Below are 15521 nucleotides of genomic sequence, written 5' to 3'. Positions count from 1 at the left end.
TAGATTCGAAGGATGGACTACGTGTGGAAGGCAATCGACGCTCTCCTAACGCCTGGTCTGCTGGCCCCGGAGATGCGTGAGAGGCTGATCCACGCAAACGGCTACGAGGCGCAGTGCGTCGCACTCAATGGGCTGATGATCGACCTCACTACTGCGACGGCGTTCAACATGTATCCGGACAGGGTGAGAGAACTCCCGCCGGAGAAGCTCAGGGTGATCGTCCATGGCGGCAACGAAGCGGCGGCCTACGTCGAAAAGCTTCGCACCCAGTGGTTCGAAGAACTTCTCCACTCGCTTAAGGACCATTAGGCGAAACTGGCGTCAGCAAGGCTCACGGCTGACGTGCGCAGCTCTGCGGCCCGCTCGAGCGCGGCCTCCATGGCGCGTTGGGCGAGGTTCGCGAGATCGGCCTCTCTCAGGACCGCGATCGCGCGTTCCGTTGCGCTGCCGGGGCTCGCGATCTCGGCCAGGAGTGCCGACGGCGCCCGTCCTGAAGGCTCGATCAGCGCGAGGGAGCCACGGAAGGTCCTGAGCATGATCGACGACGCCGCGCGCTCGTCGAAGCCCAGGGCGCGCGCCGCCGTCGTGAATGCTTCGAGGAGGAAATAGGCGTACGCGGGGCCGGCGCCGGAAACCACGCTGAGCACGTCCACGCGGTCTTCCGGCACGACGACGACCGTGCCCAGGAGTTCGAATAGGTCCCTCGCGAGTGCGGCCCCGCCCGTGCTCGCGTTGGGTCCCGCGCTGAGCCCGGTCACCCCTAGCCTCAGCTCGACAGAAAGGTTTGGCATCGCGCGCACGACGTCGGCCGACGGCGGCAGGGCGCCTTCGAGGTCGGCGGCACTGATGCCGATCGCGAGTGGGATGACGACGGCGCCCGGCTCGAGGTGGGGCGCGATCTCGGCCGCGAGCGCCATGGTCTGCGTCGGCCTGACCGCGAGAATGACGACGTCGGCACGCGCCGCGAGCCGGCGGTTCGCTTCCGGGTCTTCCTCGAGGCTGACCGCGCGGACGTCGGGGCCGAGATCGCAGGATCGGCGCGTGGACGCGGCCAGCTCGATCGCGTCACGGGCCTGGGACCGCGCGAGCCCGGCGAGGATCGAGCGGCCGAGCTGTCCTGCCCCGAGGATGGCGACCCGGAGCGGTTCCCGCGGCTCGGCGTTGAGGCTGTCTTCGATGGCGCGAGAGGCCATTCGGATCTCCTTGGCGCAACGCCCGGATACGGCTCTGGCCCGCGGTTGGTGGGTCGCGGGGCAGGGTCGTGGGTGGGGTTAGCGTGTGTGGTTGTGCATGACGTGTTTGGTGCGGGAGTAGTCGTCGAGGGCGTAGATGGAGAGGTCGCGGCCGTAGCCGGAGCCTTTGAATCCGCCCCACGGGGCTTCGTTGGCGATGATGAGGTGGGAGTTGACCCAGACGGTGCCGGCGTCGATTCGGGCCGCGGCCCAGTGGCTGCGGCGGGCGTTCTCGGTCCAGACGGAGGCGGCGAGGCCCACGGGGACGTCGTTCGCGCGCCGGATGGCCTCGTCGTCGCCTGCGAAGGTCTCCACGGTCACGACGGGACCGAAGATCTCCTCGCGGGCGCATTCGGCGCCCTCGGGGACGTCGGTCAGGACCGTGGGGGCCACGAAGTAGCCCGGGCCGGGGAGGGCTGAGCCGCCCACGGCGACCCGGGCGCCGTCGTCCGCGGCCCGGGCGAGGTAGCCCAGTACGCGGTCGTAGTGCTCGCGGGAGAACAGCGGGCCGATCTCGATGTCGTCCCCGGCGAGGGGCTCGCCGACGGCGAGGCCCCGGACCTGGGCCACGAGCCGGTCGGTGAAGGCCTGGGCGACGGATTCGTGGACGAGGACCCGGCACGCGGCCCCGCATTCCTGGCCGGAGTTCCAGAACGAGGCGGTGCGGAGGGATTCGGCGGCGGCGTCGAGGTCGGCGTCGTCGAAGATCACCACGGGGGCCTTGCCGCCGAGCTCGAGGTGGACGCGCTTGAGCGTCTCCGCGGCGGCGCGGGCCACGATCCGGCCGCTGCCCACCGAGCCGGTGAGGGCGATCATGTCCACGTCCGGGTGCTCGGCGAGGCGGGCGCCGACGACCGAGCCCTTGCCCGTGACGACGTTCAGGACCCCGGCCGGGAGGAGGTCTGCGGTCAGTTCGGCGAACTTGAGGGTGGTGAGGGAGGTCTGCTCGGCGGGCTTGATCACGAGGGTGTTCCCGGCGGCCAGGATCGGGGCGATCTTCCACGCGGCCATGAGCAGCGGGTAGTTCCACGGGGTGACGACGCCGACGACGCCGAGCGGCTCGCGCAGGATGACCGAGAGGTGGTCCTGGGCGTAGTCCCCGGCCGCCATCGTCGTCGTCGCCCGCAGCGCGCCGGCCATGAAGCGGAAGCAGTCGATCGTGCTGTCCACGTCGTCGCGGGAGACCGCGAACGGCTTGCCCGTGTCCGCCGACTCGAGCCGGACGAGGAGGTCGTAGTGCTCGGCGACCCGGTCCGCGATCCGGTGCAGGATCGCCGAGCGCTCCTTGGGCAGCACGTCGCGCCAGGCGGCCTTGGCCGCGACCGCGGCCGCGACGGCCGCGTCCACGTCCTCGGCCGAGCCGACCGCGACCTTGGCGAAGGCCTGCTCCGAGCAGGGGTCGACGACGTCGGCCACCCCGCCAGCGGGGTCCTCCCCGAACGCGCCGTCGATGAAATGCGCCGCGGGAGGCAGATCACCGGGCCCAAGGAGCGCGGCGCCCGAGGCGCGCCGGAGGGAGAAGGCGGTCTGGTCTGAGACGGTCATGCTGACTCCTTACCTGGATTAGCTGCTTCGACGCTGGTCAGCCGATGGTTTGCTTGAGGGCGGCGGCGTCCTTGAGGGCGGCCGCGTTCTTCAGACAGGAGAGCGCACGCTCGAGCCGCGCGAAGTCCTCGGCGTTGAGGTCAGCCGTGGGGCGCCGCGGCGAGCCGGCCGGAATTCCCTGCAGGCCAAGGCCCGCCTTCACGGAAGGGATGAATGGCACGGAGAGGAGCGCGTCGATGACTGGGTACACGTGGTTCCACTGTTCGCGGGCTCCGGTGAGGTCGCCCTCGGCGATCCGGCGGGCGACGGTCACGATCTCTTCCGGGACGACGTTGGCCGTGCCGGCCATGACGCCGGCCGCGCCCTCGACGAGGGCGCTGAAGATGTAGGCGTCCCAGCCGATGAAGGTGCCGATGACGTCGCGGTGATGGTGGATGAGCTGGAGCGCCTGCTCCCAGTTCGCGCTCGAGTCCTTGATGTAGCGGATGGTCGGAACGTCCTCGGCGAGCGAGCGGACCGTTGCCGGGTCCAGATTGACGCCCGTGACGGCCGGGATGTTGTAGAGCATGACCGGCAGGTCCACGGCGCCGGCCACGTCCTTGATGTACGCGACGGTCTCGGCGACCGAGAGCGGCTCGTAGAAGGGCGTGATGAGCATGAGCACGTCGGCGCCAGACCGCTCGGCTGCCTTCGAGAGGCGGATGGCCTCGGCGGTCGAGGTGGCCCCGGTCTGGGCGATGACCGGGACGCGGCCGTTGGTGTGCTCGATGACCGTGTCGATGAGGAGCAGGCGCTCATCGGAGGAGAGCGCGCCGACCTCCCCGGTCGAGCCCGCGGCCACGACTCCGTCGACGCCGGCGTCGACGGAGCGGTCGACGACCCGCCGCAGCGTTGCGACGTCGATGGCCTCGTCCTGGCCGAACGGGGTGGACAGAGCGGTGAGGACACCGCGGAGGTCTTGCGACATGAGTGATTCCTTCCGGCGGGAGGGTGGGTTAAGGGCGGTGGGTCGGTTAAGGGCGGGAGGGTGGGCTAAGGGCGCGCGGGAGTTAGGCAGCGTCGGTCGAGATCCCGGAAAGGCGCGGCGCCTGCCGGTCCGTGGCCAGCACGCTTGCGGCTTCCTGGGCTGCGGAGAACCCCGAGGTGATCGAGCTTTCGGTGTAGAGGGTCCCGAGGAAGTCGCCCGCGAGGAAGACGCGCCGGGCCCCCTGCACGAGCGTGGACTGGATCTTCGCGCGGCCGGGGAAGCAGTACGGGGAAGCGACCTTCCACCGGGCCGCCTTGGCCTCCACGACGCTGTCGGCGAATCCGTGGCCGAGTATCTTGTCGAGATCGGCGAGGTGCGTCGTGACGACCTCCTCGTCGCTCTTGTCCAGCAGCGCGCGCCCGAGGCTCGCGGGCGAGAACGTCATGAAGCTCCCGCCCGGCTTCCGAACGGACTCGGAGCCCCGGACGATGCTCGCCTGATTCAGCGCGATCGCGAACGAGCGCTTGGGCGCCGCGATCGCGTAGATGTCGTCCCACGGGCGCGCGGACGTCTCGTTGGTCAGGAAGGCCGCGCTGACGTGCGGGCCGTACTTGATCTGGGCCAGGGCGTCGCGCAGTTCGCCGGGGAGGTCGACTCCGATCCGGTGCGAGACGTCGGCGGTCGTCGCAAGGACGACGGCGCGAGCCTCGACTTCGCGGTCCAGGCCGCCCTGACGGTAGCGCACAACGACGGAGTCCTTCTTGTGCACGACCTCCTGCACGGTGGCCCGGAGCTGCACGCGGTCGCCGAGGGACGCGGCGATTGTCTCGGTCAGGGTCGATGGGCCACCCACGATGCCGCGGTTGAGGCCCTGGCCGATGCCGAGGACCAGGCTGAAGTAGCCGATCCCGGCCCCGGCCGAGATCTGGTCCATGTCGCCGGCCGAGCGGGTGACGGTGGTCTTGAAGAGGGCGGCCGCGTCTTCAGGGAGGTTGCCGACGAAGTCGAGGAACGAGGTGTCGTTCTCGAAGTCGTAGATGCGCTGCTGGCGCATGGCGCCGGACTCGCCCGCGCGCTTCCGCACGACGCCCGTGTACTTCGCGACGCCGGCCACGACCTTCATGCCCGCGCTCAGCGTGGCGATGCGGGAGGAGAGCGACATCGGGATGCGGAAGGGATAGGTGGCAATGTGCCCCTCGCGGATGAACTTGCCGTTCATCGCGAGCGCCTGGAGCGAGCCCGGGATTTCGACGGCGGTCACCCCGACCTCGTTCAGCAGGGCGTCCGTCGAGGAGCCAGGCCCCGCGAAGACGTGCCCTCCCCAGTTGAGCCAGTACGCGCCTCTGCGTTCCGAGCGGATGCGACCCCCGACCCGCTCCTCCGACTCGAGCAGCAACGTGTCCCAGTGTCGAAGGCGCCAGCCGGCCGAGAGGCCCGCGAGGCCGCCACCGACGATGACAACGTCTTTCATTGGAAGTCCCCTTCTACGAAACCGATTCGATCTCCCTCGCCGGGACCCGAGCAGAGGGGTGCCAGCGCTGCGCAACGGCTGAGGAAGCCGTCACCGCCCTCGTCGGCGATGCCGGGGCTGCGGGGCTGTGTGACGTCCACCATAGTAGTATTCGATCAAAGATCAAACAAGACCACGATGTGGAGGGGCTCAGCGCCGGCCCAGTCGGCGCGCTCGAATCGGGCGGGGCGGCGCGGTCGAAGGCTGACCGCTCCTTATATTTGATCTATGGCGATTTCCAAGAGGGCCGAGCCGGCGCTGCTGACGGATCAGGTCTACGCGACCATCCACGAGGCGATCCTCAGCGGCGATCTGCCCGCGGGCTCCCGACTGACGGTTCGGGAGCTCGCAGAGCAAGTGGGGACGAGTGCAATGCCCGTGCGCGAGGCCATCCGCCGCCTCGAGGAGGCCGGCATGGTTGAGCGCCAACCCCACAGGGGCGCGGTGGTCAAAGCGCTCACTCTCGAGGAGCTCGTTCACGTCTACGACATCCGGCGCCTGCTCGAGGTGGAGGCGGCCCGCTTGGGCGCCGAGCGAATCACGGCCGAGGACTGCGACAGGATGCAGGCCGAATACGACCTCATGCGCGAGGCCATCGATGACCATCGCGTGATCCCACTTCTCGACCACGACGAGGCCATGCTGGCCATCCTGTACAACGCCGCGGGGAATCCGTTCCTCGTCCAGATGATCCGCAACCTCTGGCTGCAGTGCCGCGCCTACAAGATCGTGGGGGCGCAGGGCACTCTGGAAGCGGAGGGCGACGACTCCCTGTGGCGCTACCAGGTTGACCTGATCGCCGCAGCTCGCCACAAGGACCCGGCCGGCGCCGCGGCCGTCAATGACGCCTCCCTCGCGAATGCAACCGACCGCATCAAGGCCCTTCTCGCCGCCCAAGGAGCGAGCCACTAGCCAGCCCCTTTTCATATCGGGGCCCCTCCTGCTCGCGCCGTGAAATTTTAAGATCTTTGATCTAAACCCTTGCGCGATCTTTGATCGAATCTTACCTTGTGTGTGAGACGAAGATCACGGCGGCCCACGACCTCGAGCGAACGTCTCCCGAGCCAATCCGCGGGCGCAAAGAGGCGCTCGCGAGCAGACGGTATTGCAACCGGCCCCGCCGGTTTCCCCTTCACCGCGACGACTTCGCGTCCCCCAGAGGGCGACGAGGCCATGCCGCCGCACCCACATCACCAAGGAGTCCTCGATGAGAACCAATGCGTTGGGAGCCACCCCATGAGCGCAGCCAGCGACATCCGCTCGGCGACCGAGACCGACGACGGCGTCAGGGTCGCCCACCGCGCGCACTGGGGGTGGTGGGTGCTCACGGCGTTCGTCGTCCTGTTCGCGGCCGGAATCGTCCAGATGCTCTTCACCAACCCCAATCTCGAGTGGGGCGTCGTCGTGAGCTGGTTCTTCAGCCAGAGCATCGTGTTCGGCCTCCTGAGGACCCTCGAGTTGACGGTCCTCTCGATGTTCTTCGGGATTCTGCTGGGCATGCTGACCGCGGTCATGCGCCTCTCGCCCATCAAGATCCTCTCGACAGTCGCGTGGTTCTACACGTGGTTCTTCCGGGGCACACCGCTGCTGGTCCAGCTGATCTTCTGGTACAACCTTGCGGCGCTCTTCCCGACGATCAACGTCGGCATTCCTTTCATCGGGCCGACAGTCTGGGCCGGCAACGCGAACCAGATCGTGACCCCCTTCATGGCGGCCCTGCTCGGGCTCGCACTGAACGAGGGCGCCTACATGTCGGAGATCGTCCGCGGCGGGATCCTCTCCGTGGACCAAGGGCAGCACGAGGCCGCCGTCGCCCTCGGGATGCGGACGTCGCGCGCGCTCCGACGAGTCATCCTTCCGCAGGCCATGCGCGTCATCGTCCCGCCGACGGGCAACCAGGTCATAGGCATGCTCAAGTCCACCTCGCTCGTGAGCGTGACTTCCATGCCGGAACTGCTGTACTCGGCCCAGCTGGTCTACAACCGCACGTTCCAGACCATCCCGCTGCTCATCGTCGCGAGCATCTGGTACCTCATCGTCACGAGCGTCCTGAGCGTCATTCAGTACTACATCGAGCGCCACTACGCCAAGGGCGGCCGCCGAGCCCTGCCACTCACGCCGTGGGAGAAGCTCAAGCGCACGCTCGCCAGGTTCGCACCGCCCCAGCCCACGACCGCCGCCAGGAGAGCCTGATGACCACAACACCCACTACCCCCGCGGGCTCCGCGCCCGGGACGCGCGAGGTCGTCCTGCGGGTCACCGGGCTCAAGAAGCGCTTCGGGCCGCTCGAGGTCCTCAAGGGCGTCGACCTCACCGTCGAACGCGGCGAGGTCATGTGCATCATCGGACCCTCGGGCTCGGGCAAGAGCACCCTCCTGCGCAGCATGAACCACCTCGAGGAGATCGACGGCGGCCGGGTTGAGCTGGACGGCGAACTCGTCGGCTACCGGCAGCACGGCAACAGGTACGTCACATTGCCGGAGAAGGTCTTGGCCAGGCAGCGGACCAAGATGGGCATGGTCTTCCAGGCCTTCAACCTGTTCCCGCATATGACCGTGATGCAGAACATCATCGAGTCCCCGGTCGGCGTGCTCAAGCAGGATCCGAAGGAGGCCAAGGCGACCGCCGCGGCCCTGCTGGCCAAGGTCGGCCTCGCCGAGAAGGCCAACTACTACCCCCGCCAGCTCTCCGGGGGCCAGCAGCAGCGTGTCGCGATCGCCCGCGCCCTCGCGATGAAGCCCCGCCTCATGCTCTTCGACGAGCCCACCTCCGCCCTCGACCCCGAGCTCGTGGGCGAGGTCCTCGACGTCATGAAGGACCTTGCCCGCGAGGGTCTCACGATGGTCGTCGTCACCCACGAAATGGGCTTTGCCCGCGAGGTCGCCGACTCGGTGCTCTTCATGGACGGCGGGGTCGTCGTCGAACGCGGGCACCCCCACGACGTCCTGCTCAACCCCCAGATGCCCAGGACCAGAGAGTTCCTGTCCAAGGTGCTCTGATTCACCCGCCCACCCTCCCGACCCACCCCAATCACACCCCCAACCGTTCCACCCCCAAGCCGAGAGGTTCCCCCATGTACCCACGCCCTGCCCTGCGCGCCTCCCTCGCCGTCGCCGCGGTCGCGACTCTGGCCTCCGTTGGACTGTCCGCCTGTTCCGATCCGGGATCGACGTCGAACGCCGGAAACGCCGAAACGGCGAAGGCGTCCGCCTCAAGCGGATCGAACGTGACCACGACGTGGGACCTCAAGCCGGTGGATTCCGTCGCGGCGCTCGTGCCGGCCGATTTCAAGAACAAGACGATCCAGAACGGCATCTACAACGACTTCGCGCCCCAGGACTATGAGGAGAACGGCCAGCTGGTGGGCATCCAGCCGGACATCGTTGTGGCACTGAGCGAGGTCATGGGAATCAAGGTCAACAACGTGTCGGTTGGCACCTTCGACTCGCTCATTCCCGGCCTCAGCAGCGGACGCTACGACATCTCCTCGGCCGACTTCGGCGTCACCAAGCCGCGCCTCGGCACGGTCGACTTCGTCTCCGAGTTCGCCGTCGGCACCTCGTTCGCATCCAAGAATGGCAGCAACATCACCGTGAACAGCGAGACGGACCTGTGCGGCCACACCATCGGCGTCCTGTCCGGCTCGTACTTCATCGACCAGGTCAACCAGGCGAGTGCCGACTGCACCAAGGCGGGCAAGTCGGCGATCACGCTTCAGACCTACCCGGACGACGGCGCGCGGATCCTCGCCGTGTCCAACGGCCGCAGTGAGCTCACGGCTACGACGACGGATGCCATGGCCTTCGTCATCAAGTCGCAGAACGTCCCACTCACGCTGCAGAAGTTCGTCTACGAGCCCCTCGAGCTCGGCATCGCACTGAAGAAGGGCAGCTCGCTCGGCCCGGCGATGCAGGCGGCCATGAAGGAGATCGTCAGCAACGGGACCTACGCCAAGATCCTCAAGAAGTGGGGCGTCGACGGCATCGGCTACATCTCGCCGGAGAAGGTCACGCTCTACACGAGCCCCTCGCAGCTGCCGAACAGCTGAGAACCCGCCGCAGGCGGTGGCGCAATCGATGCGCCACCGCCTGCAGCGCACTGTCACGGCTCTTTAGATCTTTGATCTAAAACCTTGCGTGATCTTTGATCGAATCCTATTCTATTGATGAGACGCACCTCACAGTCACAGCAAAGAAGCCCCTGAACGTGCGCCACAAGCAATAGGAGTCCTGGATGACAACCAACCCATTGGACGACGCAACACTGTCCCCATTCCACAAGAAACTCGCCCTGTTCTCCTCGGGCGGCCCCTTCCTCGACGGCTACATCCTGTCCATCATCGGGGTCGCACTGGCGCAGATCACCGGACAATGGCACCTCAACGATTCCGAGCAGGGCCTCGTAGGCGCCTCGACGCTGATCGGCATCTTCCTCGGCGCCTTCGCGGGTGGCTGGCTCACCGACAAGTTCGGTCGCAAGACGCTCTTCACGCTCGACCTCATCGCCATCATCGTCTTCTCCGCAGCCCAGTACTTCGTGGGAGACGTCGTCTGGCTGATCATTCTCCGGCTCCTGATCGGCATCGCAGTCGGCGCCGATTACCCCATTGCGACCTCACTGCTTGCGGAGTTCTCCCCTCGTAAGTACCGCGGACCGCTGCTCGGCCTCTACGTGACGATGTGGTTCGTCGGCGCGGCAGCCGCCTACATCTTCGGAGAATTGCTCGCGGGCCTTGGCGAGAGCGGCTGGCGCTGGATGCTCGCGAGTGCAGCACTGCCGGCGCTGGCCATCGTCCTCGCTCGGATCGGAACGCCGGAGTCTCCCCGCTGGCTCGCCAAAGTGGGCAAGATCGACGAGGCCAACGCCGTCCTCGAGAAGGTCTACGGGCCGGGCGTCAGCATCGCCGACCTGCCCGAAGAGGTCAAGGAGGGCTTCAACGTCCGTGCCCTCGTCAGCGCGGGCTACGGCGGGCGCATGGTATTCGTGACGGTCTTCTGGACCGCATCGATCGTCCCACTGTTCGCCGTCTACGCGTTCGCCCCCGCCATCCTCGGCGCGCTTCACCTCGACGGCAGCATGGCGCAGATCGGCTCGGCGGTCATCACCGTGATGTTCATGGTCGGCTGCCTGCTCGCGTGCCTCGCGGTCAACAAGATGGGCCGGCGCCCGCTCATGATCCACAGCTTCCTCTGGTCCGGCCTCGCGCTCCTGCTCTTGGGTCTCTTCCCGAGCGCACCGACGGCCATCATCATGGCGCTGTTCATCGGCTACGCGGTCCTCATCGGCGGAACCCAGATCATGCAGTGGGTCTACCCGAACGAACTCTTCCCCACGGAGATCCGCGGATCCGCCGTCGGCCTGGCTTCCTCGCTCAGCCGAATCGGTGCCGCGGTCGGAACCTACCTCGTCCCTCTCGCCCTCAGCGAGCTCGGCATCGGCGTCACGATGCTCATCGCCGGAGTCATCACGCTCCTCGGTGCGGTGATCTCCCTCGTGTGGGCCCCCGAAACCCGCGGCCTCTCGCTGGCCGAAAGCGCCGCCCTTGGCGGCAGGAGCGCGGGGATTCGGGCCGCGAAGCTGTCGCCCTCCTGAGAATCCCAATCCATAGGACCGCTCAGTGCCTCCCGCGGCGTGCGCAAGCGACCGCGGGGGGCGCTTCCTCGCCCCGGGTCTGCGTAGGTCGAGATCCACAAGGCGATCAACGCGGCCCGCATCGCTAGGCCCGCGCCGCTCCACCGGTGAGTCGTTCCCAGCGTTAGGTCTTAGGCCCATGGCCATCGGCGGCGATCCGGCGTAGCGTCCGCTGAATACCGGACGGTCGGGCGCGGGGACGACCCTGAGGCAGGGGAACATGGGGTGCGGCATGACAATGGACTTCGCCGAGCGGGACGGGCTCAGTGTGCTCGCGCTCCAGGGGCGGCTCAACGTGAACACGGTCGATGAATTTCGGGGCGCAGTCACAGACGCCCTTCGGGCGGGGAACACCAGACTGCTGATCGACCTCCGAGGAACTGACTGGGTGGATTCCACCGGGCTCGGAGCCCTCGTGTGGGCAGCGACCGCAGCCCGCAGGGAGGGCGGTGATCTCCGGCTCGTCAACGTGGGCGAGAACGTGAGAATGCTGCTCAAGCTGACGAGCGTGGAGAAGGCCCTTCCCGTCGTCGACGACCACCACGAGAAGCCCGAGACCGAGCGCTAAGCTTCCTTGGGCGGTGGCTCCCGTTTGATGTGGGTCAACACCGGGAAAGAGCACAGCGATTGTGCCCGAAGGCCACGACACTTGACTCGTTCCCCGACGGCTAGGTCAGACATGCTGGGGCAGGTCATAGCGAGGGGGCTCGGTGGGGAAGCTGCTGGAAGTGTTGCTGCTCGGAAAAGTTCGTTTCCACGAGCTGAGCCTGACGGGCAGGGTCGTCTTGAGCCAGCTTCCGTTGAACCTCACGATGCTCCTGGTGTGCGCCGTCGTCGCGTTTGCGGAACCGCGGAGGTTGGCGGATCCGGGGTTCATGGCCGGGCAGGCCTTGTCGGTGGGGCTGTTCGTGCTGTGCGCTCTCGTCCCGTGGCAGGCGCTTCCGTACGGAATGTTCCTCGTGGTTCCGTTTCTCGACTTCATCGCCGTGGGGCTCGTGCGGTCCTCGGCCTCGGGCACCCTCGCCGGGCTGGCTCTGCTTGCCGTCTTCCCGGTGATGTGGCTCGCGGGCTCGGGGTACCGGCCGCGGCTCATGGTCCCGCTGGGCGGAGCCGCGACGTTGGTCATGGTGTGGGTGCCACTGGCGGCCGCTGGCACCCTGGATGCCCGGTTGCTCGCGGCGCAGCTCGTGACGCCGTTCATCTTGCTCGCGGTCGGCGTCGGAACTTCGGTTATGACCGTGAGCGGCGTGGTCCAGCAGGCGCGAGTCGAAGAGCTCCTCGAGCAGAGCGAGACCCGCGAACGCCTCCTCGACACGGTGCTTGAGACGGTCGATGTCGGGGTCATCGTGCTGGACGCCCGGGGGCGAGGCATGTTTGTGAACTCCAAGCAGGTCGAGGTCTACGCCGCGGGTGTTCCGGCCGAAGTCGCCGAGTCCGGGTTGCCCGAAACCCAGATGCTGATCTACCGAGACGGGTCCGACGATCCCCTTCCGCCCGAGCAGTGGGCACTCGAGCGCGCCCTCGCGGGCGAGCAGATCGAGCACGAGCTGTTTCGGCTCGGCCGGGGCGTCGAGGCGCGCACCGTGTCGGTCACGGTTCGCGGGTTCGCTGACGCCGACGGCGCGCGCGCTGGCACCGTCATGGCGTCGTCAGACGTCACCGACGTCGTGGGCGCGGTCCGAGCGAGGGACCGGTTCATCGCCGTCATGTCGCACGAATTCCGGACGCCGATCGGGAATATCGTCGGCTATGCCGAACTGATCCAGGACGATCCGCAGCTGAGCCCCGCCTCCCGGTCCGACCTGCGGGTGATCGCCCGCAACGCCGAACACGTGAACCAGATGGTCGACGACATCTTGGCGGCCGCGGTGACAGGCTCCGATGCCGCCGCGATCCGCTTGCCGCTTGACTTCGCGCAGGTGGTTCGCGAGGCCGGAGACTCGTCGGCACCCGCGGCTCAGCGCCGGGGCATCGACGTGAGCGTGCGGGAGGACGGCCCCCTCAAGATTCTCGGCGACCGTACGGGCCTCGTGCGCGTGCTCGACAACCTGATCTCCAACGCGGTCAAGTACTCGGGTCCTGGGACGGAGGTGGTCCTGAGTGCTGCGCGCGACGGCGCGTGGGCCGTGTGCACGGTCGAAGACCACGGCATAGGCATTCCGCCGGAGGATCTCGAGAAGGTCTTCACACGCTTCGGTCGAAGCGCCACCGTGCTCGGCGCGGGGATCCCGGGAACGGGACTCGGGCTCTCCCTCGCGAAGGAGGTTGTGGAGAAGCACGGAGGCACGATCTCGTGCGAGAGCGAGGTCGGTGCGGGCAGCACCTTCACGGTGCGCCTTCCGCTCAGAGCAGGAGCGTCGGCTTAGCAGGTGTGGGTCTGCGTGAGCGGTGAACCCACCCAAGAGCCGATGGTCGCCTGGATCGTGACGGTGTAAATGCGGTTGCCGGCAGACTTCGAAGCCTGGGCGAGAACCGCGGTGGGCAGGATCGTGGTCGTCGCGCTGCTGGACCCGTCCGGGGCTGTGAGGCTGATCTGGTAGGCGGTGGCCCGGGCAACTGGGCTGTACCCGGCCACCGTCACCGTGGCCTGCTTGCCGTTGGGGAGACAGACGAAGGTCGCGCTCATGCTCGCGGGTGCGGGGATGGCATAGGTCGATGCGGCGAGCGACCCGGTGCCTGTGCCCGTGAACGCGGCTTGGGCGACGGCGGGAGCAGAGACAAGGACGACGGCGGCCACAACCGGTGCGAGGGCCCGGAGGACGAAGCGGGCGGAACCGGTGGCGACTGCGTGCGCGAAGGCGATGGGGTGTGGATGGCCCACGGGCCTCCTTCCGCCGAGTCGTGATCGATGTTCCGAATCCATGCTCGCAGCGGCGTCTCAAGCCCGACCGCAACGGATCTTCAAGGTTTACTCAAGTCCTACGTGTAAAACGCCGTCGACTCTGAAAGACTTGCCGACCATGGGGGACAGCGCCACAGACCGCCGCGCCGTGGTCGTCGAGGACGACGACGACATGCGGATCCTGCTCGCGCGAACGCTCCAGCGCCACGGATTCGACGTGGTCGAGGCCGACACCGGCGCTGACGGCCTGCGCCTGGTTCGCGAGCACGGCCCCGACCTCGTGACCCTCGACCTCAATCTGCCGGACCTCGATGGGACAGAGGTGTGCCGCCGACTCCGGGAGTTCTCCGACGCCTACGTGATCATGATCACGGGACGCGGGGACGAGATCGACGAGCTCACGGGTCTCCAGATCGGCGCCGACGACTACATCAGCAAGCCCTTCAGCCCCCGGACCGTTCAGGCGCGGATCGAGGCGATGTTCCGCCGCCCACGGACCGTCGCCACTCGCGCGACGGAACCGCCCGCCGTCGTCCTTTCGGCGACGCTCCCCGAGGCAGCCGCCGCGCCCGACGCCCACCGCATGGTTCACGGCTCGCTCATTGTCGACGTCGATGCGCGCCAAGTGAGCGTCGAAGGCGAGGAGATCGTGCTGACCCGCACCGAATTCGACCTCCTGGCGCTCATGGCCGGGTCCCCGCGGAGGGTGTGGACACGGGAGATGCTGCTCCGCTCGGTGTGGGGCGACGAGTGGGCCTCGGATGAGCATCTGGTCGAGGTCCATGTGGGGAATCTTCGCCGGAAGATCGGCGATCGGGGTCGGAATCCGCGGTTCATCCGCACGGTGCGCGGCGTCGGGTACGGGATGGTCGCACCGTCGGTCTGATTCGTCGACGGCGTCAGCGTGCCCGGAGCAGGTCGGTGAGCGCTCGCGCGACGGCGTCGGCGTCGTGATTCAGCTCGGGGATCGCCCCGCGTGCGCCGCCCAGGCGCCCGGCGCGGAGCTCCCGGTCAGCGTGACGCGTGTTCCGCTCGAGTCGCAGCGCGCCGACCATCTCGGCCGACACCGCGAGGCTCAGGAGTGCGACGTGCGCGGCCTCCACGTCCCCGGCCTGGACGGTCGCGGCGATCTTCTGAAGCCGCCGCGGCAGGAGGTCGAGGAACTTCGCGGCGAAGGCACAGGCGTCGTCACGGGAATCGAGCTCGACCGCGAGGGTGTCGAGCCGGGCAGGCTCGAGGTCGGGCGGTGGGTCAGCGTTCACCGGCGTTTCCTCCTTCCGCCTCCGCGTGTTCGGGACCTGCGACCGCGGCTGCCGCGGGCCGCCGCCAGATCGATACGAGGAGAAGCGTAACCAGGATCGTCGGCGCCCCGAAGAGGAGGATCGAGCGGACGATCGGGGAGCGCAGCGTCCTGATGACGTCGCCGAGGCAGGGGATGACCGCTGCCTCCGTGTAGACCGTGCTGTCGGTGATCACGGCGGTCCAGGGGTCCGAGCCGTTGTTCGCGTCGCCCTTGGTCGTGATGATAGTGGCGCCGGCCGAGTTCCGGGTGACGCTCACGATCCGGTGCGTCTCGACGCGCTGGTCCTGCACGGGGATCTGGTAGGTGATGATGTCGCCGGCCTTCAAGGCCGACGTCGGGGTCTTGACGCTGACCACGACGTCGCCCGGGTTGATGAGCGGAGCCATGGAGCCGGTCAGCATCGTCGAGGTCTGGTAGCTCAGGAACCGGGGTCCCACGCCGAGGAAGAGGAAGGCGGCCGCGGCGACGGCGAGGACCAGCCCGAGGGCCAC

At 67.7% G+C, this 15521-nt stretch carries 16 protein-coding genes; 9 read left to right on the top strand and 7 right to left on the bottom strand.

Annotated features, from left to right (window positions below):
• The first annotated feature begins 12 nt into the window (after positions 1-12).
• The gene (locus ACLN58_RS00765; protein ID WP_415853365.1) at positions 13-309 is read left to right on the top strand and encodes a hypothetical protein; all 297 of its coding nucleotides are present in this window, start codon (positions 13-15) and stop codon (positions 307-309) included.
• Here ACLN58_RS00765 and ACLN58_RS00760 read toward each other — a convergent pair.
• The 4 genes from ACLN58_RS00760 to ACLN58_RS00745 form a co-directional block, all read right to left on the bottom strand.
• Positions 306-1193, bottom strand: coding sequence for a pyrroline-5-carboxylate reductase family protein (locus ACLN58_RS00760; protein WP_415853364.1), 888 nt, complete (start codon positions 1191-1193; stop codon positions 306-308). The genes ACLN58_RS00765 and ACLN58_RS00760 overlap by 4 nt on opposite strands.
• A gap of 78 nt (positions 1194-1271) precedes the next feature.
• Entirely contained in the window at positions 1272-2777 is a 1506-nt protein-coding gene (locus ACLN58_RS00755; protein ID WP_415853363.1) for an aldehyde dehydrogenase family protein, read from the bottom strand.
• A 37-nt stretch (positions 2778-2814) separates the two neighbouring features.
• Entirely contained in the window at positions 2815-3744 is a 930-nt protein-coding gene (gene dapA / locus ACLN58_RS00750; RefSeq protein ID WP_415853362.1) for a 4-hydroxy-tetrahydrodipicolinate synthase, read from the bottom strand.
• 82 nt (positions 3745-3826) lie between these two features.
• A complete protein-coding gene (locus tag ACLN58_RS00745; RefSeq protein ID WP_415853361.1) occupies positions 3827-5215 on the bottom strand; it encodes a protoporphyrinogen/coproporphyrinogen oxidase in 1389 nt (462 codons plus the stop codon).
• A gap of 267 nt (positions 5216-5482) precedes the next feature.
• Between ACLN58_RS00745 and ACLN58_RS00740 the strand changes: the two genes are divergently transcribed.
• From ACLN58_RS00740 to ACLN58_RS00710, 7 genes are all read left to right on the top strand, one after another.
• Positions 5483-6166, top strand: coding sequence for a GntR family transcriptional regulator (locus ACLN58_RS00740; RefSeq protein WP_415853360.1), 684 nt, complete (start codon positions 5483-5485; stop codon positions 6164-6166).
• A gap of 324 nt (positions 6167-6490) precedes the next feature.
• Positions 6491-7447: an amino acid ABC transporter permease gene (locus tag ACLN58_RS00735; protein ID WP_415853359.1), complete on the top strand. Its 957-nt coding sequence runs from the start codon at positions 6491-6493 to the stop codon at positions 7445-7447.
• Positions 7447-8253 (top strand): amino acid ABC transporter ATP-binding protein, encoded by an 807-nt coding sequence (locus tag ACLN58_RS00730; RefSeq protein ID WP_415853358.1) that lies wholly within the window; start codon positions 7447-7449, stop codon positions 8251-8253. The genes ACLN58_RS00735 and ACLN58_RS00730 overlap by 1 nt, the downstream gene beginning before the upstream one ends.
• Before the next feature lie 74 nt (positions 8254-8327).
• A complete protein-coding gene (locus ACLN58_RS00725; protein ID WP_415853357.1) occupies positions 8328-9302 on the top strand; it encodes an ABC transporter substrate-binding protein in 975 nt (324 codons plus the stop codon).
• A gap of 185 nt (positions 9303-9487) precedes the next feature.
• Positions 9488-10846 (top strand): MFS transporter, encoded by a 1359-nt coding sequence (locus ACLN58_RS00720; protein WP_415853356.1) that lies wholly within the window; start codon positions 9488-9490, stop codon positions 10844-10846.
• A gap of 271 nt (positions 10847-11117) precedes the next feature.
• Positions 11118-11453 (top strand): STAS domain-containing protein, encoded by a 336-nt coding sequence (locus ACLN58_RS00715; RefSeq protein ID WP_415853355.1) that lies wholly within the window; start codon positions 11118-11120, stop codon positions 11451-11453.
• A 142-nt stretch (positions 11454-11595) separates the two neighbouring features.
• Entirely contained in the window at positions 11596-13251 is a 1656-nt protein-coding gene (locus ACLN58_RS00710) for a sensor histidine kinase (protein ID WP_415853354.1), read from the top strand.
• Here the strand turns inward: ACLN58_RS00710 and ACLN58_RS00705 are convergent.
• Positions 13248-13706: a hypothetical protein gene (locus tag ACLN58_RS00705; protein WP_415853353.1), complete on the bottom strand. Its 459-nt coding sequence runs from the start codon at positions 13704-13706 to the stop codon at positions 13248-13250. The genes ACLN58_RS00710 and ACLN58_RS00705 overlap by 4 nt on opposite strands.
• A 139-nt stretch (positions 13707-13845) precedes the next feature.
• Between ACLN58_RS00705 and ACLN58_RS00700 the strand changes: the two genes are divergently transcribed.
• Positions 13846-14613, top strand: a complete 768-nt coding sequence (locus ACLN58_RS00700) for a response regulator transcription factor (protein ID WP_415853352.1) — start codon at positions 13846-13848, stop codon at positions 14611-14613.
• Between the two features lie 13 nt (positions 14614-14626).
• Here the strand turns inward: ACLN58_RS00700 and ACLN58_RS00695 are convergent, their stop codons facing one another.
• Both ACLN58_RS00695 and ACLN58_RS00690 read right to left on the bottom strand, forming a co-directional pair.
• A complete protein-coding gene (locus ACLN58_RS00695) occupies positions 14627-14989 on the bottom strand; it encodes a hypothetical protein (protein WP_415853351.1) in 363 nt (120 codons plus the stop codon).
• Positions 14979-15521 (bottom strand): signal peptidase I (locus ACLN58_RS00690; protein ID WP_415853350.1); only part of this gene is annotated, 543 nt, incomplete at its 5' end. The genes ACLN58_RS00690 and ACLN58_RS00695, both read right to left, overlap by 11 nt.

Origin of the sequence: Sinomonas sp. G460-2 (assembly GCF_047759905.1) — a bacterium.
Taxonomy (GTDB): domain Bacteria; phylum Actinomycetota; class Actinomycetes; order Actinomycetales; family Micrococcaceae; genus Sinomonas.
This window is presented reverse-complemented; position numbering and strand designations above follow the sequence as displayed.

What these genes read in the sequence shown, in the direction of transcription:
- ACLN58_RS00765 (WP_415853365.1), top strand. Translation starts at nt 13, where the DNA reads ATGGACTACGTGTGGAAGGCAATCGACGCTCTCCTAACGCCTGGTCTG.
- ACLN58_RS00760 (WP_415853364.1), bottom strand. Translation starts at nt 1,193, where the DNA reads ATGGCCTCTCGCGCCATCGAAGACAGCCTCAACGCCGAGCCGCGGGAA.
- ACLN58_RS00755 (WP_415853363.1), bottom strand. Translation starts at nt 2,777, where the DNA reads ATGACCGTCTCAGACCAGACCGCCTTCTCCCTCCGGCGCGCCTCGGGC.
- dapA (WP_415853362.1), bottom strand. Translation starts at nt 3,744, where the DNA reads ATGTCGCAAGACCTCCGCGGTGTCCTCACCGCTCTGTCCACCCCGTTC.
- ACLN58_RS00745 (WP_415853361.1), bottom strand. Translation starts at nt 5,215, where the DNA reads ATGAAAGACGTTGTCATCGTCGGTGGCGGCCTCGCGGGCCTCTCGGCC.
- ACLN58_RS00740 (WP_415853360.1), top strand. Translation starts at nt 5,483, where the DNA reads ATGGCGATTTCCAAGAGGGCCGAGCCGGCGCTGCTGACGGATCAGGTC.
- ACLN58_RS00735 (WP_415853359.1), top strand. Translation starts at nt 6,491, where the DNA reads ATGAGCGCAGCCAGCGACATCCGCTCGGCGACCGAGACCGACGACGGC.
- ACLN58_RS00730 (WP_415853358.1), top strand. Translation starts at nt 7,447, where the DNA reads ATGACCACAACACCCACTACCCCCGCGGGCTCCGCGCCCGGGACGCGC.
- ACLN58_RS00725 (WP_415853357.1), top strand. Translation starts at nt 8,328, where the DNA reads ATGTACCCACGCCCTGCCCTGCGCGCCTCCCTCGCCGTCGCCGCGGTC.
- ACLN58_RS00720 (WP_415853356.1), top strand. Translation starts at nt 9,488, where the DNA reads ATGACAACCAACCCATTGGACGACGCAACACTGTCCCCATTCCACAAG.
- ACLN58_RS00715 (WP_415853355.1), top strand. Translation starts at nt 11,118, where the DNA reads ATGACAATGGACTTCGCCGAGCGGGACGGGCTCAGTGTGCTCGCGCTC.
- ACLN58_RS00700 (WP_415853352.1), top strand. Translation starts at nt 13,846, where the DNA reads ATGGGGGACAGCGCCACAGACCGCCGCGCCGTGGTCGTCGAGGACGAC.